Annotated in this window: 12 protein-coding genes; 11 read left to right on the forward strand and 1 reads right to left on the reverse strand. The window is 40.7% G+C overall.

Annotated features, from left to right (window positions below; translation table 11 throughout):
- Positions 1–17: 17 nt before the first annotated feature.
- From nusG to DWW43_RS02350, 6 genes are all read left to right on the forward strand, one after another.
- Positions 18–542 carry a transcription termination/antitermination protein NusG gene (gene nusG, locus DWW43_RS02325; RefSeq protein WP_008401095.1) on the forward strand — a complete coding sequence of 175 codons (525 nt, stop codon included), beginning with the start codon at positions 18–20 and terminating at the stop codon, positions 540–542.
- 57 nt (positions 543–599) lie between these two features.
- Positions 600–1,025 carry a 50S ribosomal protein L11 gene (gene rplK, locus DWW43_RS02330; protein WP_008401096.1) on the forward strand — a complete coding sequence of 142 codons (426 nt, stop codon included), beginning with the start codon at positions 600–602 and terminating at the stop codon, positions 1,023–1,025.
- 60 nt (positions 1,026–1,085) lie between these two features.
- Positions 1,086–1,778: a 50S ribosomal protein L1 gene (gene rplA, locus DWW43_RS02335; protein ID WP_008401097.1), complete on the forward strand. Its 693-nt coding sequence runs from the start codon at positions 1,086–1,088 to the stop codon at positions 1,776–1,778.
- 216 nt (positions 1,779–1,994) lie between these two features.
- Positions 1,995–3,320 carry a phenylacetate--CoA ligase gene (locus tag DWW43_RS02340; RefSeq protein WP_119962603.1) on the forward strand — a complete coding sequence of 442 codons (1,326 nt, stop codon included), beginning with the start codon at positions 1,995–1,997 and terminating at the stop codon, positions 3,318–3,320.
- Between the two features lie 497 nt (positions 3,321–3,817).
- A complete protein-coding gene (locus DWW43_RS02345) occupies positions 3,818–5,611 on the forward strand; it encodes a glycerophosphodiester phosphodiesterase family protein (RefSeq protein WP_119962604.1) in 1,794 nt (597 codons plus the stop codon).
- 99 nt (positions 5,612–5,710) lie between these two features.
- Positions 5,711–6,742, forward strand: coding sequence for a branched-chain amino acid aminotransferase (locus DWW43_RS02350; protein WP_008401102.1), 1,032 nt, complete (start codon positions 5,711–5,713; stop codon positions 6,740–6,742).
- A gap of 69 nt (positions 6,743–6,811) precedes the next feature.
- On the opposite strand, the gene DWW43_RS02355 is transcribed toward DWW43_RS02350, so the two are convergent.
- Positions 6,812–7,066, reverse strand: a complete 255-nt coding sequence (locus DWW43_RS02355) for a helix-turn-helix transcriptional regulator (RefSeq protein ID WP_119962605.1) — start codon at positions 7,064–7,066, stop codon at positions 6,812–6,814.
- 327 nt (positions 7,067–7,393) lie between these two features.
- On the opposite strand from DWW43_RS02355, the gene DWW43_RS02360 reads away from it, so the two are divergent.
- The 5 genes from DWW43_RS02360 to DWW43_RS02380 all read left to right on the forward strand — a co-directional run bounded on the left by DWW43_RS02360 (position 7,394) and on the right by DWW43_RS02380 (position 21,630).
- Positions 7,394–9,697 carry a chitobiase/beta-hexosaminidase C-terminal domain-containing protein gene (locus DWW43_RS02360; protein WP_165853000.1) on the forward strand — a complete coding sequence of 768 codons (2,304 nt, stop codon included), beginning with the start codon at positions 7,394–7,396 and terminating at the stop codon, positions 9,695–9,697.
- 28 nt (positions 9,698–9,725) lie between these two features.
- Positions 9,726–13,334 (forward strand): DUF6273 domain-containing protein, encoded by a 3,609-nt coding sequence (locus DWW43_RS02365; protein WP_165853001.1) that lies wholly within the window; start codon positions 9,726–9,728, stop codon positions 13,332–13,334.
- A gap of 783 nt (positions 13,335–14,117) precedes the next feature.
- Positions 14,118–15,662: an ABC transporter ATP-binding protein gene (locus DWW43_RS02370; protein ID WP_347475238.1), complete on the forward strand. Its 1,545-nt coding sequence runs from the start codon at positions 14,118–14,120 to the stop codon at positions 15,660–15,662.
- A 26-nt stretch (positions 15,663–15,688) separates the two neighbouring features.
- Positions 15,689–17,527, forward strand: a complete 1,839-nt coding sequence (locus tag DWW43_RS02375; protein WP_119962609.1) for an ABC transporter ATP-binding protein — start codon at positions 15,689–15,691, stop codon at positions 17,525–17,527.
- Between the two features lie 290 nt (positions 17,528–17,817).
- Complete coding sequence (locus tag DWW43_RS02380) at positions 17,818–21,630, forward strand: EAL domain-containing protein (protein ID WP_119962610.1); 3,813 nt, start codon at positions 17,818–17,820, stop codon at positions 21,628–21,630.
- The last annotated feature ends 98 nt before the right edge of the window (positions 21,631–21,728 follow it).

Below are 21,728 nucleotides of genomic sequence, written 5' to 3' on the forward strand. Positions count from 1 at the left end.
AAAGGTTGGTGAATTATATGGCAGATGCAGAAAGCGCAAAATGGTATGTAGTCCATACCTACTCAGGTTATGAAAATAAGGTTAAAGCTGATATTGAGAAAACAATTGAAAACAGAAAATTACAGGACCAGATATTAGAAGTATCTGTACCCGTAGAAGAATCCATTGAGGTTAAGAACGGTGTACAGAAAGCTGTTACCAGAAAACTGTTTCCCGGCTATGTCCTGCTCAATATGATTATGAACGATGCTACATGGTATGTAGTTCGTAATACAAGAGGTGTTACAGGATTCGTAGGACCGGGATCAAAACCGGTTCCGTTATCAGATGATGAGATGAAGTACCTTGGAATCAACAAGGAGACAATCGTGATCGATGCGGAAGTAGGCGATATGGTTGAGGTTACAGCAGGTGCCTGGGAAGGTACCGTGGGTAGTATTAAGGCAATTAACCCAAGTAAACAGACCATTACCATCGATGTAGAAATATTTGGCCGTGCAACATCTGTAGAGATTGCATTCGCTGATATCAAGAAATTGTAAGAGTGAGTGGAAGGGTATCCCCCGTTATTACCACAATATTTTTGGAGGTGCGCTAAGATGGCGAAGAAAGTAGAAGGATATATCAAATTACAGATTCCTGCAGGAAAGGCAACACCTGCACCACCTGTTGGACCGGCTCTTGGTCAGCATGGTGTTAATATCGTTGCATTTACAAAAGAATTCAATGCTAGAACTGCTAACGAAGGAGATATGATCATTCCTGTTGTTATTACAGTTTATCAGGATAAGAGCTTTAGCTTTATCACTAAGACTCCTCCTGCAGCACTTCTGATCAAGAAGGCTTGTAATATCAAATCCGGTTCAGCTAACTCAAAGAAGACAAAGGTTGCAACTATCTCAAAGGCTAAGGTTCAGGAAATTGCCGAACTTAAGATGAAAGATTTAAATGCTGCAAGCCTTGAAACTGCTATGAGCATGATCGCTGGAACAGCTCGTTCAATGGGCGTTACAGTTGAAGAGTAATTAAGAATAAAAACATTTTGGTGGGAGGGTCGCTCCCGATAAGACCACAGGAGGTTTATAATGAAGAAGAGTAAGAAATATATAGATGCAAGCAAGCTCTATGACAAAACAGCCGTTTACGAATTCGAAGAGGCAGTTGCTTTGGTAAAGAAGATGGCTACAGCTAAATTTGATGAGACAATCGAAGCTCACTTAAGACTGGGCGTTGATGGACGTCACGCAGATCAGCAGGTACGTGGTGCAGTTGTATTACCTCATGGAACAGGTAAGACAGTTAAGGTTCTCGTATTCGCTAAGGGAGCTAAGGTAGACGAAGCTCTTGCTGCCGGTGCTGATTACGCAGGTGGTGAGGAATTAGTTCCAAAGATCCAGAAAGACGGATGGTTAGATTTCGATGTTGTTGTAGCTACACCTGATATGATGGGTGTTGTTGGACGTCTTGGTCGTGTACTTGGACCTAAGGGCTTAATGCCAAACCCTAAGGCTGGTACAGTTACAATGGACGTAACAAAAGCTGTTAACGATATCAAAGCCGGTAAGATAGAGTACAGACTTGACAAAGCCAATATTATCCATGTGCCAGTGGGAAAAGCTTCCTTTACAGAGGAACAGTTAGACGAAAACTTCCAGACCTTAATGGATGCTATTGTAAAAGCAAAGCCATCAGCTGCTAAGGGACAGTACCTTAAGAGCGTTGTAATTGCTTCAACAATGGGTCCTGGTGTAAAGATTAACACAACAAGATTTGCGTAAATCTTATATACCAATATATTGACAGAACGACCATCATGCAGGACGCGCCTGTGTGGTGGTCGTTTTGTACTATATGGAAAATCTTTAAGGGAAGGTAAAAACTTCCTTGACATATACAGGCTGCTCAGCTAAAATTTTTATGGGTAAACGCTTTAGTGTGGAAAAACATAAAAGCGAAAAAGTAAAGCCAAGATCAGACATGGAGGATAGTCACATATGAGACAGAAGAAGATTCATTACATCTATAACGATGCAATGGAATGTATGGATTTTGATGAAAGAAAAAAGCTTCAGGGAGAGAGACTGAGAGCTACCGTAGAGTTGGAATATAATAATGTTCCGGCTTACAGAAAGAGAATGGACGAAGCCGGAGTAAAACCGGAAGATATTAATGGAATTGAAGATATCGTAAAGCTTCCATTTACGCAGAAAACCGATTTGAGAGATAATTTCCCATATGGACTATTTGCTGCAGATCTTAAAGATATTGTACGTATTCAGGGTTCTTCAGGAACAACCGGAAAGCCGATCGTATCAGGATATACGGAAAATGATATTAAGGTATGGACAGAGATGGTTGCCAGAGCACTGACTGCTGCAGGCGGTACAAAGGATGATATCATTCAGATTGCTTATGGTTATGGTTTATTTACTGGCGGACTGGGGGCACATCAGGGTGCAACAGAGATTGGGGCTACAGTAATTCCAATGTCATCCGGTAATACACAGAGACAGATTATAATGATGAAAGAGCTTGGTGCTACGATGCTTTGCTGTACACCATCTTATGCAACATATCTGGCAGAAACCATCCATGAAATGGGAATCAAGCCGGAAGAATTAAAACTGAAATCCGGTTGTTTTGGTGCAGAGCCATGGACAGAGGAAATGAGACAGCATCTGGAAGATCTGCTTGATTTTGATGCACTCGATATCTATGGACTTACGGAGATCGGTGGTCCCGGTGTTGCATTTGAATGCATGGAAAAGCATGGTATGCATATCAATGAAGATCATGTGCTTGCAGAGATCATCGATCCGGTAACAGAAGAACCGCTTCCGGATGATACACCGGGTGAACTGGTATTTACTACACTGACCAAGACAGGTGCGCCTATGATCCGTTACAGAACGCATGATATCTGTACTTTACATCACGGAACATGTGCTTGTGGAAGAACAACAGTTAAGATGAGCCGTATCACAGGACGTACCGATGATATGCTTGTTGTTCGTGGCGTCAATGTATTCCCAAGTCAGATTGAAGCTGTACTGATGGGTGTGAAAGAAGCATCTGCACATTATATGCTGGTAGTTGATCGTGTGAATTCACAGGATAAGCTTACTGTTCAGGTGGAATTAAAGGATGATGTTGATATAAACGATGCGGATAAGCTTGAGAAGCTGGCTGCATATATCAAGACACAGATCAAGCAGACTCTACTGATCAGTGCCAAGGTAGAACTGCTTCCGCCGAAGTCTATTGCTCGTTCCGAGGGTAAGGCAAAGCGTATCATCGATAACCGAAACACCGGCTTCTAAACCTGGATATACGATAGGGGCTTACTTCTTGTTTTTTAGTTCTGCCATCATAAATGACTTGTTGCGGTTTCTATTCACTGCATATGTCTGATTCGTAAATACTCCTGTGCCAACTCGCCTTCGGCTCAGACAGGCACTCGTATTTACTGACAATATGCAGCGAATAACGAAATCCTCACATATGTCATATTATGATGGCAGGACTAATAACCAAGGGTAAGCCCCTGCCTTTATATGTACAGCATGCAGTTTTTATAGTGCGTTATGGTGAGTACGATTAACTGTGTAGAATATTTCCCCTGGTTTTTATATACTGCTAAAAACCGGATGTGTTCGGTTGTCAGATTATTGTGGCAGAGAGTGCTTGCAGATAGCTTTGGTTGTGCCTATAATATAGACTATGAGATTAAACAGGCAATTGCAGAAACGTATTGTAAATAGAGCATTGAATATTCTGCAATGCCTGTTTTGAACAAACAACCGGGAGGCAGACAGATATGAAAGCGGGATATATACTCCGAGTCAGATATTTTCTGGCACATAATAAAATAAGGGTGGTGCTGTGTCAGCTTGCGTTTCTGGTCGTTTCGTCATTTATCCTGATTCCTGTTGTATTTCGAGGATTTTATCTTGCAATTAAATTATCCGGTTACAGTTCTGTCACGAAGGAGAACTTTTTAGATGTTCTGGTAAAACCGGGAACGATCATATATATGCTGCTTTTGATCGTATTGCTCATGGTATTTATGTTATTGAACCTTACGATGTATGTTGTGCTGTTTGATGCGGCACTCAGGCACAGCAGACAAGGACTGTTCGGATATCTGGTACAGGTTGAGAAGTATTTCTTTCGTTTCTTCGGTAAAAAGAAGATTGGTCGTATCTTTTATATGCTTCCATTTGCATTTGCGGTATATATGCCGCCGTTTTTGATGGCGTTGAATAATAACACAGTTACCAAATATCTGCTGAAGCTTTGTATCAGAGAAACAGGCAAGAAGGCATTTTGGATAGGATTTATAGTAATCTATCTGATCAGTATCTGGATTATGTCGGTAAAAATTCCATATATCCGTTTGTTGATACTGGGGAATGAGGAGACTGCAAAGGCAGCGGGACAGACCAGACTGACCTGTCGGGAATCGGTGCATCATTTTATATTCCAGGCGTTATGGGAGATATTTGTCGGATTGTTCTGCGTATTGTTATATGCGATTTTTATCGTTGTAAGTGTATTGGTGATAAAAGCAAAATCCGATGGAGATAATGTGCTTATTCTGTTCTATGAGGTATATAATAATATCAATATCGTGGTAGGTGCTTTGCTGCTTTTTATCTGCGGTATGTTCAATATATCGGCGGTATTGCAGCTTGCTCGACCGAAGATGCTTATGTACCATGTGGATGATGCAGATCTGAAAAAGCAGACTCATTATGTACTTGTAAGTCTGGTTGCTGTAGCCTGTATGCTTGCAGTATATCTGAATGTTCGTTTTTTGTCTGCCGGTGCTACACCGACATATGCTTCCCTTGGGGCAACACTGGTCACAGCGCATAGAGGTTCCAGCAGCGAAGCTCCTGAAAATACGATCCCGGCATTTGAGAAGGCGATCGAAGAAGGGGCAGACTATGTGGAGATGGATGTTCGGTTGACTTCGGATGGAGAATTGGTGCTAATGCATGATCCGTCGACGGAACGGACGACAGGCGTTGATAAGTTAGTCTGTGACAGTACATATGAGGAACTGCAGCAGTTAGATGCCGGAGCAGAATATCCGGAAGAATATGCCGGAACCAAGATTCCGACTTTGAAGGATGCGATCGACACCTGCAAAGGTAAAGTAATGATGAATATAGAACTGAAAACAGTTCGGAATGATGGTGAACTGGAGAAAAAAGTTGCTGAACTGCTCCGGGAGAATCATATGGAAGAGCAATGTATTGTCACATCTTTTAAGCAACGATCTCTTGTGCGGATCAAGAAGGATGATCCTGATATTGTAACCGGCTATATATACAGCTTCGGATACAGCAATCGGACGAATTATGAGGCCATGGATGTATTAAGTATTGATGCCAGATATCTGACCAGGCAGGTGGTAGCCGGAGCGCATAAGAAAGGTATCATGGTGTGTGCATGGACGGTAAATACCAGCAGTGAGATGCGTCGTATGATGGCGATCGGTGTGGATAATATTATTACGGATCGCGTGCCTCTTGCAAAACGAACCTTAAAGCATAAGGACAGCAATGCCGTATCAGATATGGTAAAATATATATTTGAACAGTAAAAAAATTATCAATACTATAGAAATTGAGAAAAGAATGTGCTATAACAGAAACTATGAATATTATTTTTTACGAAACAGAAACTGAAAGGATGAGTAGTTATGGAAAAGAAAAACATTGACTGGTCTAATATCGGTTTTGGGTATATCAAGACAGATAAGAGATATGTATCAAACTTTAAGAATGGTGCATGGGATGAAGGAACATTAACAGATGATGCCAATATCGTATTAAGCGAATGTGCAGGTGTTCTCCAGTATGCCCAGACAGTATTTGAGGGATTAAAGGCATATACAACAGAGGATGGCAGGATCGTATGTTTCCGTCCTGACCTGAATGCAAGCAGAATGGCAGATTCAGCAAAGAGACTTGAGATGCCTGCATTCCCGGAAGATAGATTTGTAAAGGCAGTAGAAGAGACAGTAAGAGCGAATGCTGGTTTTGTTCCACCATATGGTTCAGGAGCAACACTTTATATCAGACCATATATGTTTGGTACAAATCCTGTAATCGGTGTTAAGCCGGCAGACGAGTATCAGTTCAGAATGTTCTGTACACCTGTAGGTCCTTACTTTAAGGGTGGTGCAAAGCCGATTACAATTAAGGTTTCTGATTTCGATCGTGCGGCACCTCATGGAACAGGTCATATCAAGGCCGGTCTGAACTATGCAATGAGCCTTCATGCAATCGTTACAGCTCATCAGGAAGGTTATGATGAGAATATGTACTTGGATGCAGCAACCAGAACAAAGGTAGAGGAGACAGGTGGAGCAAACTTCATCTTCGTAACAAAGGATGGCACAGTTGTAACACCTAAATCAAACAGTATCCTTCCATCTATTACAAGACGTTCTCTTATGGTAGTTGCTGAGAAGTACCTCGGACTGAAGGTTGAGCACAGAGAAGTATACTTCGATGAGGTAAAAGATTTTGCAGAGTGTGGTCTGTGTGGTACAGCAGCCGTTATCTCGCCGGTAGGCAAGATTGTTGATCATGGCAAAGAGATCTGCTTCCCAAGTGGAATGGAGAAGATGGGACCGGTTATCCAGAAGCTCTATGATACATTAACAGGTATCCAGATGGGCAGAATCGAAGCTCCTGAAGGATGGATCAAAGAGATCAAAGTAGACTAATTATAAAAAGTTCTTATAAATAAAAAGATATGGCGTAAGTTCCATTTGGAATCTACGTCATATCTTTTTTTAGGCATTTCCGTGAAAATCCAGAAGCTCACGAACGTCTACCTCAAGTGCATCTGCAATATTAAACAACAAATCCAGCGAAACGGATCGAACGATGTTAGGGGCTTCGATGGCACCCAGATGTTGTCTTGAAATGTCCAGTTTTTCTGCAAGTTGTTCCTGGGTATAGCCCTTATGCTTGCGATAATACGAAATATTATACCCCAATTCTATATATCGCTTATCATTATGAGTCACCTCAGCGTGTTTACTCATTTAATCACCTCAACCATATATTTTATGTATATTCCTACAAAATATAAATTAGACATGATGTAACAACTGATATTAAAAATATGACATTTAAAATACAAAGATAAAAACGATAATTATAAAAATGGCTTAATCTAGCCATATGGTTAGTTCATTTACATAAAAATGTCGCAGTTTTTTGTAGAAAGCATATATTTTCTGTGCATATATACAAAAATAAAAATAGATGCTTGGTAACACTTGATATTTAAAATATGACAATATATACTTCAAATATGTAGATTGATATCTTCAAAATTACAACAAAGGAACAGAAAAATGGAGGTAATTATGAAAAAGAATGTTTTCAGGAGAGGAATGGCATTTGCATTAAGTACTGCAGTTGCAGTCAGCATTGTGCCGCCATTGGGAACAGGCTCAACAGCAAGAGCTGCTTCGGATGCAAGCCCGGTGAAGTATGAAGTGAATCTCGGTATGTCATCTTTGTATACGGATTCAACATCATGGAGTAAATCAACAGGAGCAAAGGTATATTATGGAAATCTTATATCTGATGCGACCGGTAAAAGTCCTGTTGCATATCGTGTGCTTGGAAAAAGTACTGAGACACAGAGTGTAGGTGCTGCACAGGATTATGTATTGCTTGATTCAGATTCTATTTTATACCGTAGTTATTTTGATGAATCATCGAATGGATGGAACGGTAGTGATCTGGAGAAATTATTGAACAGCAAATATGTTGATTCAAGAAATGCAGAGCAGGGTGCGTTGTTTTCAAAAGTAGAAGCGAATCTGCTTATGCCTACGACATTAAAAGAAAATACATATACGATACGAACTTATCTGGAAGATGAATCAAGAACCGTATCTGTAAAGGATGAGGCAGCTGAAGATTATATCTTTATTCTTTCGGCAAAGGAGATTCGGAATCTATATGCAGACCAGCAGTCTACCAATAAGAATGTATCGGGAGATTATTGGTGGTTACGGTCTTCTAAGGCTAATTCAATGAAAGTGGTATGGTTGGATTCATTGGGTAATTTTCAGTTAGATGCCGAATGTATGGATGATAACATTGGTGTTTGTCCGGCATTTAATATGAATACAAGTGGAGTCCTGTTTTCAACTGCAGTCGGATTCGATAAGAAGAAAGCAATAACAGCATCTTCCGCACAGATAAAAGAGAGTGCGGTAAATGATTGGACTTTGACTTTGAAAGATACAAATAAAACAATACAGTTAACATCAGGAAAAGAAGCGGTTCTTGCTGCTGATGGAACAGTAACGATTCCATATACATATTCAGATAGTAGAAATTCACAAAATCCGGTTAATCAGGTATCTGTATTAATAACGGATAAGGCATATACCGATAAGGATGCCAAGGTGTTATATTATGGAGCATTATCCGGAAATACAACACAGTCAATAGGCACCGGTACATTTACTTTACCACAGACATTGACAGGTACTTGGGGAACAGATTATCAGGTATATCTTCTTGCTGAGTGTGTAACAGATGGAAATTATTCTGATTATGCAAGTCTGCCATATTGTCTGGCTTCTGTTAGCAAGGAGACAGGGGTGCGCGAGACCGTAAAACAGCCGGTTGCTAAAGTTTCGGATGATAAGACCTCTTTGATAATCTCATCAGGAACAGAGGGCGCAGATATTTATTATACTTTAGATGGAAGCATTCCTGATCAGAAAAACGGAACCAAATATACAGGGCCAATATCTTTTCCGACCGGAACCAGCACTATAACAGCCATTGCTGCAAAGGATGGTATGGATAACAGTATGGTTATACAGTTGATCGTTATCAAGGGAGCAGATGGTACTATTGTAATTAAGACCGATGGAACATCAGATCCGACACCAACACCAAATCCGACACCATCTACTGATCAGAAAAAAACAGAAGAACAGTATAAGCCCGGAACAGTCGAATATGAAAAATGGCTGACCAGTGATAAGGTAGATTCTCTGACAAAGGGGCAGTTGACCGGTAGAGCATCTGCAACAACAAAGGCAGTTACGCTTCGTTGGGAGAATCTGAAGGATGCAGACGGTTATATTATTTATGGTAATTACTGCAATACAAAGGCTAAGAAATACAAATACAAAAAGATTAAAACAATTAGTGCAAAAAAATTTAAGAATAAGAGCACTGCCAGCTGTAAGCTTACAAAAGTAGTTGGCAAACAGAAGCTTAAAAAGAATACATTTTACAAATTTAAGGTAGTTGCATATAAGAATGTTAAAGATTCCAAGAGCGGAAAAACAGTAAAAAAAGCAATAGGAAAATCATATCAGCTTCATACAATTATTGAGACTAAGTCCGGTAAATACGGAAATCCAAAGGGCGTTATTGTGACAACCACAAAGAATAAGAAGATATCAGCTGTCACATTAAAGAAAAAGAAATCTGTTCTTTTAGATGCCCGTGCAAGTATGCCGAAGAGAAAGAAGCTGAAAAAACATTGTGAGGAAATCCGTTGGATTTCAACAAATAAGAAGATTGCAACCGTAACACAGGCCGGAAGGATCAAAGCTAAAAAGAAGGGTAAGTGTTACGTATATGCGCTTGCGCAGAATGGGGCAAGAAAGAAGATCAAAGTTACAGTTAAGTAGAAATGATTAAATTCACATGGAGGAAATTATGAAAAAAGAAATATTTAAGCGGGGTGCAGCGCTTGTGCTGGGAGCTGTTATGACTATCAGCATCTTACCGCCGCTTGCTTCGATACCAAAGGTAGAAGCCGCTGTACAGAAGACAAAAACGGTTTCGGGTCTTGGAATTGATGGCATCATCAATCCATATGGTTCAGATACAAGTTCTGACGACTGGAAGGGCAACTATGTATACTACGGAAAATACAAGGAAAGTCCTATCCGTTATCGTGTATTAGATACAGATTCGAAAAAAGACTTCCAGACAGGAACAGACAGTATGCTTCTTGACTGCGAATCCGGAGTTGAGGTTCTCTATTATGATGTAGATGCGTCTGCGAATGACTGGAAAAACAGTGATGTTTATAAGTGGATGAACAGCACAGACACAGCGATATATAATGCATATACTCAGAGCAATATGAGTGGATTTTTAAGATACTTTTCAGATGCAGAGCAAGCTGCGATTGTAAGCAGTAACAAGAAGATACGTTCCGGTGAAGACGGAAAGGGTGAGTTTGCTCCCGGTGCAATCAAATACTATAAATTTGTACCATTGACAGGCGAAAAAGTATTTGCATTAGATGAAGCAGAGATAACAAATAAATCGTATGGATATCCGAATTCACTTTCAACCATGAAACAACGAGGCAAAAACAAAGTCGGTTGGTATTTTCTTCGATCAGGATACGGAAGCACATCAACAAAGTATCATTTTTATGGTCAGGTAAATTGTGTAAATTGTGAGGGAGCTTTTCATGATGTAACCTTAACAGGCGCAGCAGATGGTAAAACTTATGGTTATGCAAATCCGGCATTTAATATTGACACCAATAAGGTGTTATTCAATTCACTTGTAGAAGGAACTGCCGGAAAATATGGTGCTGCCTATAAGTTAACAATGCTTGATAATAACATTAAGCTTGCTGTTACATCAAGCAGTACAACGAAATCAGGCAATATTGTGGCTGTTCCATATAATATCTATGGATCAAATGGCACAAGTGTAAATCAGTTGTCTTATCTTGTCACAAATAAGCAGTTTGATGCTGAGGGTGCAAAGATAAGAGCATATGGCAAGATTGCTTCCGTCAGTGGCGGTAAAGCCGGTAATGCAAAGTTGAATCTTGCAGCTATTGCAGAACAGGTTGGCGGTGGATGTACAGCTGATACACTCTTTGATAATTATATGGTTTATCTTGTTGCAGAGAGTGTACAGGCAGATAGGGATCGTACAACAGATATAAACGAAGGTTTATTTGCTGATCTGGCCAGTACACCGGTATTATTGTCAAAACCGGCAAATGAAGGTATGGTAGCAGATGATGATAAGACTGTAATAGAGAATGGTACTTCAGGTATCGATACACCATATGGTTCACATCCGGGAGAAACGCTTGATGTGAATGAGGAATGGAAGGGCAGTTATGTATACTATGGTCAGTATAATGGAGAACCTGTAAAATATCGTGTACTTGATACAGCATCAGGAGAAGATTTTAAGACAGGAACAGATAGTATGCTTCTTGACTGTGACGAACAGCTTATTAAAATTCCGATCATGTTCTCATCAGGTACTGTTTCATGGGAAGACAGTAATATGTATAAATGGTTAAATAACGAATCATCCAAAAATGATGCGAATGCACCGGTTAACTGTATCTCGGATAAGATAGACGGATTCCTGTATGGCTTCTCGGATACAGAGAAGGAGACGATTGTCGCATCTACAAAAACCGGAAAAAATGCTAAGGATGGAGATACATATTTCTGGAATAAAGCTGAGATCAGCTATATGCCGATTACAAACGAAAAGGTATTTGCTCTTGACCTTACGGAAGCGGCAAACACAAGCTACGGTTATCCAAATACTTATAAAAATGCTGCTCAGAGAAGTAAACCGGGAAATGGCTGGGGATGCCGTACAACTTATCATTGGATAAGTACCGGTACTGCAAATTCATACCCATATGCTATGGGATATTCAAATACAGGTGCTGTAAGCATGGGTGTAACGTCGTCACCATATTATCCGTCACCTGCTTTCAATATAGATAAGAAAGATATTTTATTTACAACCCTTGTAGACGGAACAGCAGGTAAGGTCGGTGCATCTTACAAATTTACATTACTGGATTCCGGCATGAATGTACAAATTACCGACAGTGTAATTACAAAGACAGGTAATACGATTACTATTCCATACGAGATAACAGGAAAGAAAAAAGATAATGTTTCACAGCTTTCGTATTTTGTTACCGATAAGGTATATAATGCCGACGGAGCAAAGATTAAGGCATACGGTAAGCTAACAGATGTATCATCTAACCTGACAGGAAGCCTGCAGATGGATCTTGCATCAGTTGCCGCAAAGATTGGAAATGGATGTACAGCAGATAATCTGTTCCAGAGTTATAAAGTATATATTGTTGCAGAAGATATTAGTGCGGATGATCCGGCGACTATGGGAATCGATGAATCCTTATTTACAGATTATGCAAGTATGCCGGTGATCTTATCAAATCCGGTATCGGCAGATGATAGCAAACAGCAGCAGGTTGAGATGCCGGTTGCAGAAAAATCAGCAGATGGTACCTCGTTGATTCTGTCAAGTAAGACGGCAGGTGCTACAATTATATATACAATAGATGGAACAACACCATCAGCCTCAAACGGAACAGTATACAACGGACCGATTAAATTAACAAAAGACAGTACTACAATTACGGCAATAGCTGGAAAAGACGGAATGAACAACAGTAAGATCGTTCAGGTTATTGTTCTGAAGGTTGCAGGCAAGATTACACAGATTACAGTTGTTGAAGATCCGAAGCCGGGTGAATCCAAGCCTGATACACCTGCTCAGAAGCAGGAGACAACTTCGGTAAGCTCTTATGTACCGGGAACAAAGAAATTTGATAACTGGGTTAAGAGCGATGCTGTTGATAAGTATACAATGGGACAGTTAACCGGTAGAGCATCTGCCACAACAAAGACAGTTACTTTACGTTGGGAAAATGTAAAGGGAGCAGATGGATATATAATTTATGGTAATTACTGTAATACCAAAAAGAAAGTATACAAATACAACAAGATCAAAACTGTAAGCGCTAAGAAATTTAAGAACAAAAAGAATGTCAGCTGTAAGGTTACCAAAATTGCAGGTGGTAAGAAATTAAAGAAAAATACATTCTATAAGTTTAAGGTAATAGCATACAAGAATGTGAAGGATGCCAAAACAGGAAAGACTGTAAAGAAGGCAATTGGTAAATCATACCAGCTTCATACAATTACTGCTACCAAAAAGTACAAATACAGCAATCCGACAGCTGTTGTAGTTAAAACAACTAAGAAAAAGACTGTTTCAAAGGTAACAGTGAAAAAGAAGAAATCTGTACTGCTTGAAGCAACTGTAAAAATGCCAAAGGGCAAAAAATTAAAGAGACATTGCGAGAAGATTCGCTGGTTTTCAACAAATAAGAAGATAGCTACAGTTACTCAGGCCGGTAGGATCAAGGGCAAGAAGAAAGGAAAATGCTATGTATATGCCATAGCACAGAATGGTGCGCGTAAGGTCTTAAAGGTTACAGTAAAATAAAGCCTCCCAATATACAAAGTATTAATATACAGGAAGACCCGTTTGTCAATCGACAGGCGGGTCTTTTTTCATTCATTTTTTATGGGAATTTAATTGACTTTTATATAGGTAGTGATAGAATACCTCTACATGCGAAAATTATAGAGAGGTGAAACTATGCAGATAATTAAGAATTTGAAGCCATATTGGAAATCGGTTCTGATCATTGTTCTGTTATTGATCGTTCAGGCATATTGTGATCTGGCATTACCGGATTATACGTCGAAGCTGATCGATACCGGTATCCAGAATTACGGCATTGATCATTGCAGTCCGTTGCAGATCCCGGAAAAAGCGTATACCATTATTAAAGGGTTTATGGATGAAGATGATGTGACGGTGTGGGAAAAGTATTATGAGCAGTCGGATGATGGCATATACCATATGACAGATGACGGCAAGGATCATATAGATGAGATCGATCAGGCGTGTATGGAGCCGATGATGATGTATTATTATCCATATACGATGGTGGATTCAGATGAAGATAATCAGTTAAAGCAGATGCTTGCAGCAAGCGGTATGACATTGGACGAGCTGCCGCCTGAGATGTGGAGTCAGATGGGAACGCAGATGAAGCAGATGATCGATTCCATGCGTGACAGTATGGGGGATGATATGATGATGTCATCTGCCATTACCTGTACAAGAACCTGTTATGATAGTATGGATTATAATTATAAGGATATCCAGATGTCCTATCTGAAACGTGTCGGTGTAGAGATGATCCTTATGACATTGTTAATGGTTGCATCGGCGATACTTACCGGTCTGGTAGCCGCAAGAGTAGCTGCAGGTGTGGGCTGTGATCTGCGAGAAAGCATTTTCAAGCGGGTTATTTCATTCTCAGATGCAGAGATCAATCGGTTCTCGACTGCATCCCTGATCACGCGTTCGACAAATGACGTTCAACAGATCCAGATGGTTACGGTTATGCTGCTCCGTATGGTTTTATATGCACCGGTTCTGGCAGTTGGCGGTGTCATAAAGGTTGTAGAGAGTGGCGCCAGCATGGGATGGGTGATCGTAGTTGCGGTAGCAGGTATCCTGGTTGTTCTCGGAGTGTTAATGGCAATTGCACTTCCAAAGTTCAAGATCATGCAGGATCTGGTTGATCGTGTTAATCTTGTGTCCAGAGAGATCCTGACCGGTATTCCGGTTATCCGGGCATTTGGCAGAGAGAAGTTCGAAGAAGAACGTTTTGATAAGGCGAATAAGGATCTGACAAAGACATCATTATTTGTAAACCGCGTAATGACATTTATGATGCCGGTTCTGATGTTTATTATGTATGCGGTTACGATCCTGATCGAGTGGGTTGCGGCTCACAGAATCGATTCGGGTGAGCTTCAGGTTGGATCCATGACAGCGTTTATTACTTATACGATGATGATCATTATGTCCTTCTTAATGATCGGTATGTTATCCGTTATGCTTCCAAGGGCAGGTGTGGCAGCAGACCGAATCAAGGAAGTTATTGATACAGAGAGTACGATCTGTGACAAGCCGGATTGTAAGAAGTTAGAAGCTGTAAAGGGTGTTGTCCGTTACGAACATGTAAGCTTCGCATATCCGGGAGCGGATGAAGATGTTCTGACAGATCTTGATTTTGAAGCAAGACCGGGCGAGACGACAGCAATCATAGGAAGTACCGGCTGCGGTAAATCTTCCCTGGTGCAGCTTATGCCAAGATTCTATGATGTCACAGGTGGTAAGATCACGATCGACGGAACGGATATCCGGGATGTATCAATTGAGAGCCTTCGGGAGAATATCGGTTATGTGCCGCAGAAGGGTGTGCTGTTCTCCGGCACGATCGCATCTAATATCCGGTTTGGTGCAGAGGATGCAAGCGATGAACAGATGAAGAAAGCGGCAGCGATCGCACAGGCAACAGATTTTATCGAGGAAAAGGATAAACAGTATGACAGCAGCATTTCACAGGGTGGTACAAATGTTTCCGGCGGTCAGAAGCAGAGACTTGCGATCGCCAGAGCAGTAGCCCGGAATGCAAAGATATATATATTTGACGACAGCTTCTCCGCTCTTGATTTCAAGACGGATGTAGCAGTCAGAAAAGCACTTCGTGAAGATATGACAGACAGTACGGTATTCATCGTTGCCCAGCGTGTCAGTACGATCTTACATGCAGACCAGATCTTGGTACTGGATGAAGGAAAGATCGTAGGCAAGGGTACACACAAAGAGCTGATGGAGAATTGTCCGGTATATGAACAGATCGCCCGTTCGCAATTATCTGAAAAAGAGATTGCGGCGAGCATAGCGTAAGAACTCAGGAAAGGAAGGTAACAGACATGGAAGGAAACAGACCAAGACGTGGTGGACGACATATGGGACCTCCTGGAATGGGAGGCGGCGAGAAAGCAAAGGATTTTAAAGGAACCATATCGAAGTTGGTTCGTTATTCAAGGAAATATCTGCCGGCAGTGATCGTGGTCATGGTCATTGCGGTGTTCAGTACAGTATTCAATGTTGTCTGCCCGAAGGTACTCGGTAAGGCAACGACAGCATTATCAGAAGGCATTATGCGGAAGATAAACGGAATCGGTGGAATCGATTTCACCTATATCGGTAAGATTCTCCTGTTCTGTATGGGACTGTATCTGTTAAGTGTATTATTTAACTTTACACAGGGTATCATCATGACAGGTGTAACCCAGAAGCTATGTTACAAGATGCGTAAGGATGTATCTGAGAAGATCAACCGTATGCCACTTAAGTATTTTGAATCCAGAACCTATGGTGAGGTATTATCTCGTATTACAAATGATATTGATACGATGGGAAACGGATTAAATCAGAGTATCACACAGCTTATTACTTCGGTATCGACTGTTATCGGTGTATTTATCATGATGCTTACGATCAGCCCGCTTATGACGATGATCGCAATTATCATCCTGCCGATCAGTGTGGCATTAATGGGTATCATCATTAAGAAGTCACAGCGTTTCTTTAAACAGCAGCAGGAGTATGTCGGACATATCAACGGACAGGTTGAAGAAGTTTATGGCGGACATACGGTAATCAAAGCATTTAACAAAGAGGAAACAACCTTAAAGGAATTCCATGAGACAAATGAAGTCTTATACAAATCCGCATGGAAAGCCCAGTTCTTTTCCGGTCTGATGCAACCGGTTATGATGTTTGTCGGCAATCTCGGATATGTAGGCGTAGCTATTTCTGGTGCGGCTCTTGCCATTCGTGGTACGATCACGATCGGTGATATTCAGGCATTTATCCAATATGTGAAGAATTTTACACAGCCGATCCAGCAGGTAGCACAGGTTACAAATATGATGCAGCAGATGGCAGCAGCGGCGGAACGTGTATTTGAACTGTTAGAGGAAGAAGAGGAGGTTCAGGTTGTTGAGCATCCTGCTTCTGTCGAGGATATAAAGGGTGAAGTAGATTTCCGTCATGTAAAGTTCGGATACGATCCTGAGAAGATCATTATACATGATTTCAGTGTTCATGTTGATCCGGGCAAACAGGTAGCGATCGTTGGTCCGACCGGAGCAGGTAAGACCACTATGGTTAAGCTGCTGATGCGGTTCTATGATGTAAATGAAGGAGCCATCCTGTTAGATGGTCACAATGTTAAAGAATATAATCGAAGAGAGCTTCGTGATGCTCTCGGTATGGTTCTTCAGGAAACATGGCTGTTTAAGGGGACGATCATGGAGAATATCCGTTATGGAAGACTGGATGCGACGGATGAGGAAGTAATTGCGGCAGCAAAGGCAGCTCATGCACATCGATTTATCTCGGCACTTCCGGGTGGTTATCAGATGGAACTGAATGAGGAAGTGACGAATATTTCACAGGGACAGAAACAGCTTCTTACGATTGCAAGAGCAATCCTTGCAAATAATCCGGTTCTGATCCTGGATGAAGCGACCTCTTCCGTTGATACCAGAACAGAACACAGCATTCAGCGCGCGATGGATAATCTGATGAAGGGCAGAACAAGCTTTGTTATTGCGCACCGGTTATCTACGATCAAGAATGCAGATATTATTCTGGTCATGAAGGATGGCGATATCATTGAACAGGGTAATCATGAGGAACTGATGGCACAGAACGGATTTTATGCAGAGCTATATAATTCACAGTTTGAACAGGTATCTTAGTGCAGTATATAAGATATAAAAACAGAATATGAACAAGTGCAGAACAGTCTTGCTTTTCTTATCTGATTATAAGAACTTCTTTTATTCGGATAAGAACAGGACTGTTTTTACTTTGCAGGACTGTTGTTTATAATATGATAAAAATATTTTTTTGTATGACAATATGTCGAAATTGTATAAAATGTACAGAAAATAACGCGGTGTAAACTTTTTTTAGTCATTTTTATATACTTTTCTGCCTAATTATGCTAAACTGAAAAAAGGATTTTGTATTTTAGAGGGGAGCATGTATGGAGCGCAGAAAAATTGGAGTTATTATCGCGCAGGCGGAAGAGAACTCACAGAGCCTGTTTATGAAAGGATTAATGGAGGAGGCATATGTCTATGGATACGATATATGTGTATTTTCCATGTACTTAAGATTTCAGGATACTCTGTATAGACAGATTGGGGATTCGAATATTTATAATCTGATTCAATGGGATGCATTTGATGCGATCATTGTTCTTCCGGATACCATTCAGGCAACCGATATAGCAACCCGGTTAGAAGACAAAATTCACGAGGTATTCTCAGGAGTTGTTCTTTTCGTAGATAAGGACAGTCGTTATTTTCCGACTGTAAAGATAAATCATTATAAACCATATAAGAAATTGATCGATCATTTGATCGAGGTTCATCATTATTCCGATATTATGTTTTTAGACGGGTGGAAGAATCATGTTCATTCCATACAGAGAGAACAGGCATATAGAGACAGTCTGACGGAGCATGGAATTCCGGTTGATCCGAATAATATTTATTATGGAAATTACTGGTATGATTCCGGCAAAGAGGTTGTGAAGCTGATTCTGGATTCCAGAGAGAAACTTCCGGAGGCGATCGCATGTGCAAATGACTGTATGGCGATCGGGGTAGCGGCAGAATTATTCAGTAATCATATTCATGTACCGGAGCAGGTAGCAGTGATTGGTTACGATTCTACCGAAGAAGGGAAAAACCTGAAATGCAAGTTAACATCCGCTGATATTCCGGCCAGAGAATGCGGCAGATATTGTGCGAAATATATCCATGCATCCTTTGAGAAAGAACCGATACCGGAATTTGAATCAGAATCCGTGATCTTTCAGGGGACAAGCTGCGGATGCGAAAGGAAAATGCAGCCAGAAAAATATTTTGATGAAAAAGAGAATTTCTGGAATACGGATCATGCGAAGATGGGATACTCTTCTTATTATAACAAGTTTATGGAGGATTTGTTATCTGAACGGGATCACAGAAGTTTTTTCAATACGATATTTCAGCATGTATATCAGGTGCGGCCATTCCATTCGCTTAGTATATGCATGAATGATTACTGGAATTCATCGGAGGTTATGATCAGTGAGGACGCAATGCGTTCTAACGGCTATACGGACAAGATATATCGTATCATAAAATGTGGACCGAGTGAACACACAGACAATCGTATCAGCTTTGATGACATATTTGAAATGAAAGAGATGATACCGGAACTATCTGAGCAAAGAGAGTGTCCGGAGACATTTTTCTTTACACCATTGTATTTTGATAACCGAAGCTTTGGTTATGCAGTTATTGGTTTTACAGATACAGAAGCACAGTTTACAGAAGTTTACATAAACTGGTTAAAGAGTATTATGCAGAGTATGGAAGCGTTTTATCGTCAGAATGGTCTGCGGGAGTTGTTGCGCCAGATGGAAGCAACACAGATTCGTGATGCAATGACCGGCTTGTATAATTATAAGGGCTTCTTACAGAAGGGAAATGAGCTTTGTGAAAATGCGACATTTGATGGTAAATCAATAGCGGTGATCGCGATTGATATTAATAAATTAAAGGATATCAATGCAAGCTATGGAAGAAAAGCAGGGGATGCCGCTATTTTAAAATTGGCGCAGCTGATATCGGAAAGTCAGGATGATGATGCTATATGTGCCCGTATCAGTAATGATGAATTCGTTGTTGCATTCCCGGTTGAAGCATCTGATGAAACATGCGGAGAGGCGTTTATCAAACGTCTGTCGGATAAGATAAAGCAGTATAATGAATTGCGCAAAGAGGCATATGAGATTGAAATCTGCACGGGTATCCGTTGTGATATGATCTCCGGTTCGGAAGCCCTGGATCATCTGATCAATGAAACTATCAATGTGAAGAACAATAAGAAGGCCATAGAGCAAGGAAAAGAGGAAAGGGCAGGTGTTCTGACGGATAAACAGAAAGCGGATGACCATTTGATGGAATTTATTCTGGATAATAACCGGTTTGTTTATCATTTCCAGCCAATTATCAATGCCAGAACAGGAGATGTTTATGCATATGAGGCTCTAATGCGTGCGGACACAGAGCGTAAGATTTCGCCGCTTGATATGCTGGAAAGTGCAGATCGTCTGAACCGTTTATATGATATAGAAAAAGCGACATTTTTTAATGTGGTTGATTACATAGAGGAACATCCTCAGGATTTTGAGGGTAAGAAAGTATTTATTAACAGTATTCCGGGGTATCAGCTGACAGGTAAGGATAAGAAGAAATTAACTGAGATTATGGAACAGCATGCAGGAGAGCTTGTTGTTGAATTTACAGAAGAAACAGAGATGGGGGATGTTCAGTTAAAGGAGCTGAAGAACTCCTTTGCAAAGATGAACATTGAGACTGCCATTGATGATTATGGTTCCGGTTATTCCAATGTAAATAATCTGCTTCGATACATGCCTCGGTTTGTAAAAATCGATCGTATGCTTATGACAGATATACACAAAGATATCCAGAAACAGCATTTTGTAAAGGATATTATAGAATTTGCGCATGATAATGATATTCTGACGCTGGCAGAGGGAATTGAATTGACACAGGAGCTGCGGGAGGTTATTAAGCTGGGCGTTGATCTGATTCAGGGTTATTATACATCAAGGCCGCAGCCGTATGTTGTGCGTTCAATCGATGAACGTGTGATGAATGAAATTGTTCAATATAATCAGAGCCTGAATGCCAGACTGTATAAGAAAGAATATGAGACGGATTATAATGATACGGTTTCCTTGGTACAGCTTGCCGCTAATAAATATACAAGCATTAAGGTTAAGAAAGCGCGGGGAATCAATAAAAAGATCATAATCAAAGGTTCTGTTGGTTTCCAGCCGAATATACTGATGTCTGTAGAAGATGGATTCCGTGGCACCATCATACTTGAGAATGTCAGTCTTGCGGGAGAACGCGGAATTCCGTGTATTGATATCGGTAAGAAATGTAATGTAAATCTTCAGATTGCCGGAGAAAACGAACTACGTACAGGAGGTATCAGAGTTCCGGACAGTTCAGTGCTTACGGTTGTAGGAGACGGTAATTTGACGATCAATCTGAATTCGGGAAAATACTTTGGCATTGGTAATTCATTGGATGAGTATCATGGCGAACTCAACTTCTATCAGGATGGTGGAATCATCATTAATGCAAATGGTATGAAGGGCATTGGTATTGGTTCCGGACTTGGCGGTTTTATCAACATCAAACGCGGACATTATGAGTTTGATATGAAAGGTCAGGAAGGAGCCTGTATCGGATCTGTAAACGGTGATTCCGAATTGCTTATAGAATACTGCGACATGGATATTTATTCCGGTATATCAAACGGTACGATCATTGGATCTGTAAATGGTGATGCAGATATTAAGCTTGAGAATATATCGGCAAAGCTTCAGGGGGCAGGTAATATTATAACCGGTATCGGAACGATTGCCGGTAACAGTTGTATGGTTCGTCTGGAAAATGTAAATATCTCGTCGAATATCCGTGCAAAGGAATGTTATGGCATCGGATGCCGTGCAGGAAGAACGGATATCTATATCGGGTATGCGGCAGTTAAAAGCGTGGTACAGGGCAAGGCGGCGGTTGCCTTTGGTAATTCGGTCATGTCTGCCAAGCTGTACTGTTCCAATGCTGATATTGGAACGAATGCCGTTACAGAGTTCAATTCAGATATCGGAGCACTTGAAAAGAATATACAACTGGAGAACGGTCGTGCAGAGTTTATCCTGAATGGACAGGAGGTCAAACGTCAGATTCTTGCGGCAAGGTTATAAGAGGATATACACAGCCAAAAAGCGAGGGCTGTAAAAAATACACCCCTACAGATTGATTGTGCATATAATAAACAATGACACATTTCGTTTCTACTCGA

The sequence above is a fragment of the Clostridium sp. AF15-41 genome (assembly GCF_003604095.1).
GTDB lineage: Bacteria > Bacillota > Clostridia > Lachnospirales > Lachnospiraceae > Coprococcus.

Excerpts from the sequence above, each read along its gene's own strand:
- nusG (WP_008401095.1), top strand. The coding sequence starts at position 18 with ATGGCAGATGCAGAAAGCGCAAAATGGTATGTAGTCCATACCTACTCA.
- rplK (WP_008401096.1), top strand. The coding sequence starts at position 600 with ATGGCGAAGAAAGTAGAAGGATATATCAAATTACAGATTCCTGCAGGA.
- rplA (WP_008401097.1), top strand. The coding sequence starts at position 1,086 with ATGAAGAAGAGTAAGAAATATATAGATGCAAGCAAGCTCTATGACAAA.
- DWW43_RS02340 (WP_119962603.1), top strand. The coding sequence starts at position 1,995 with ATGAGACAGAAGAAGATTCATTACATCTATAACGATGCAATGGAATGT.
- DWW43_RS02345 (WP_119962604.1), top strand. The coding sequence starts at position 3,818 with ATGAAAGCGGGATATATACTCCGAGTCAGATATTTTCTGGCACATAAT.
- DWW43_RS02350 (WP_008401102.1), top strand. The coding sequence starts at position 5,711 with ATGGAAAAGAAAAACATTGACTGGTCTAATATCGGTTTTGGGTATATC.
- DWW43_RS02355 (WP_119962605.1), bottom strand. The coding sequence starts at position 7,066 with ATGAGTAAACACGCTGAGGTGACTCATAATGATAAGCGATATATAGAA.
- DWW43_RS02360 (WP_165853000.1), top strand. The coding sequence starts at position 7,394 with ATGAAAAAGAATGTTTTCAGGAGAGGAATGGCATTTGCATTAAGTACT.
- DWW43_RS02365 (WP_165853001.1), top strand. The coding sequence starts at position 9,726 with ATGAAAAAAGAAATATTTAAGCGGGGTGCAGCGCTTGTGCTGGGAGCT.
- DWW43_RS02370 (WP_347475238.1), top strand. The coding sequence starts at position 14,118 with ATGGTTGCATCGGCGATACTTACCGGTCTGGTAGCCGCAAGAGTAGCT.
- DWW43_RS02375 (WP_119962609.1), top strand. The coding sequence starts at position 15,689 with ATGGAAGGAAACAGACCAAGACGTGGTGGACGACATATGGGACCTCCT.
- DWW43_RS02380 (WP_119962610.1), top strand. The coding sequence starts at position 17,818 with ATGGAGCGCAGAAAAATTGGAGTTATTATCGCGCAGGCGGAAGAGAAC.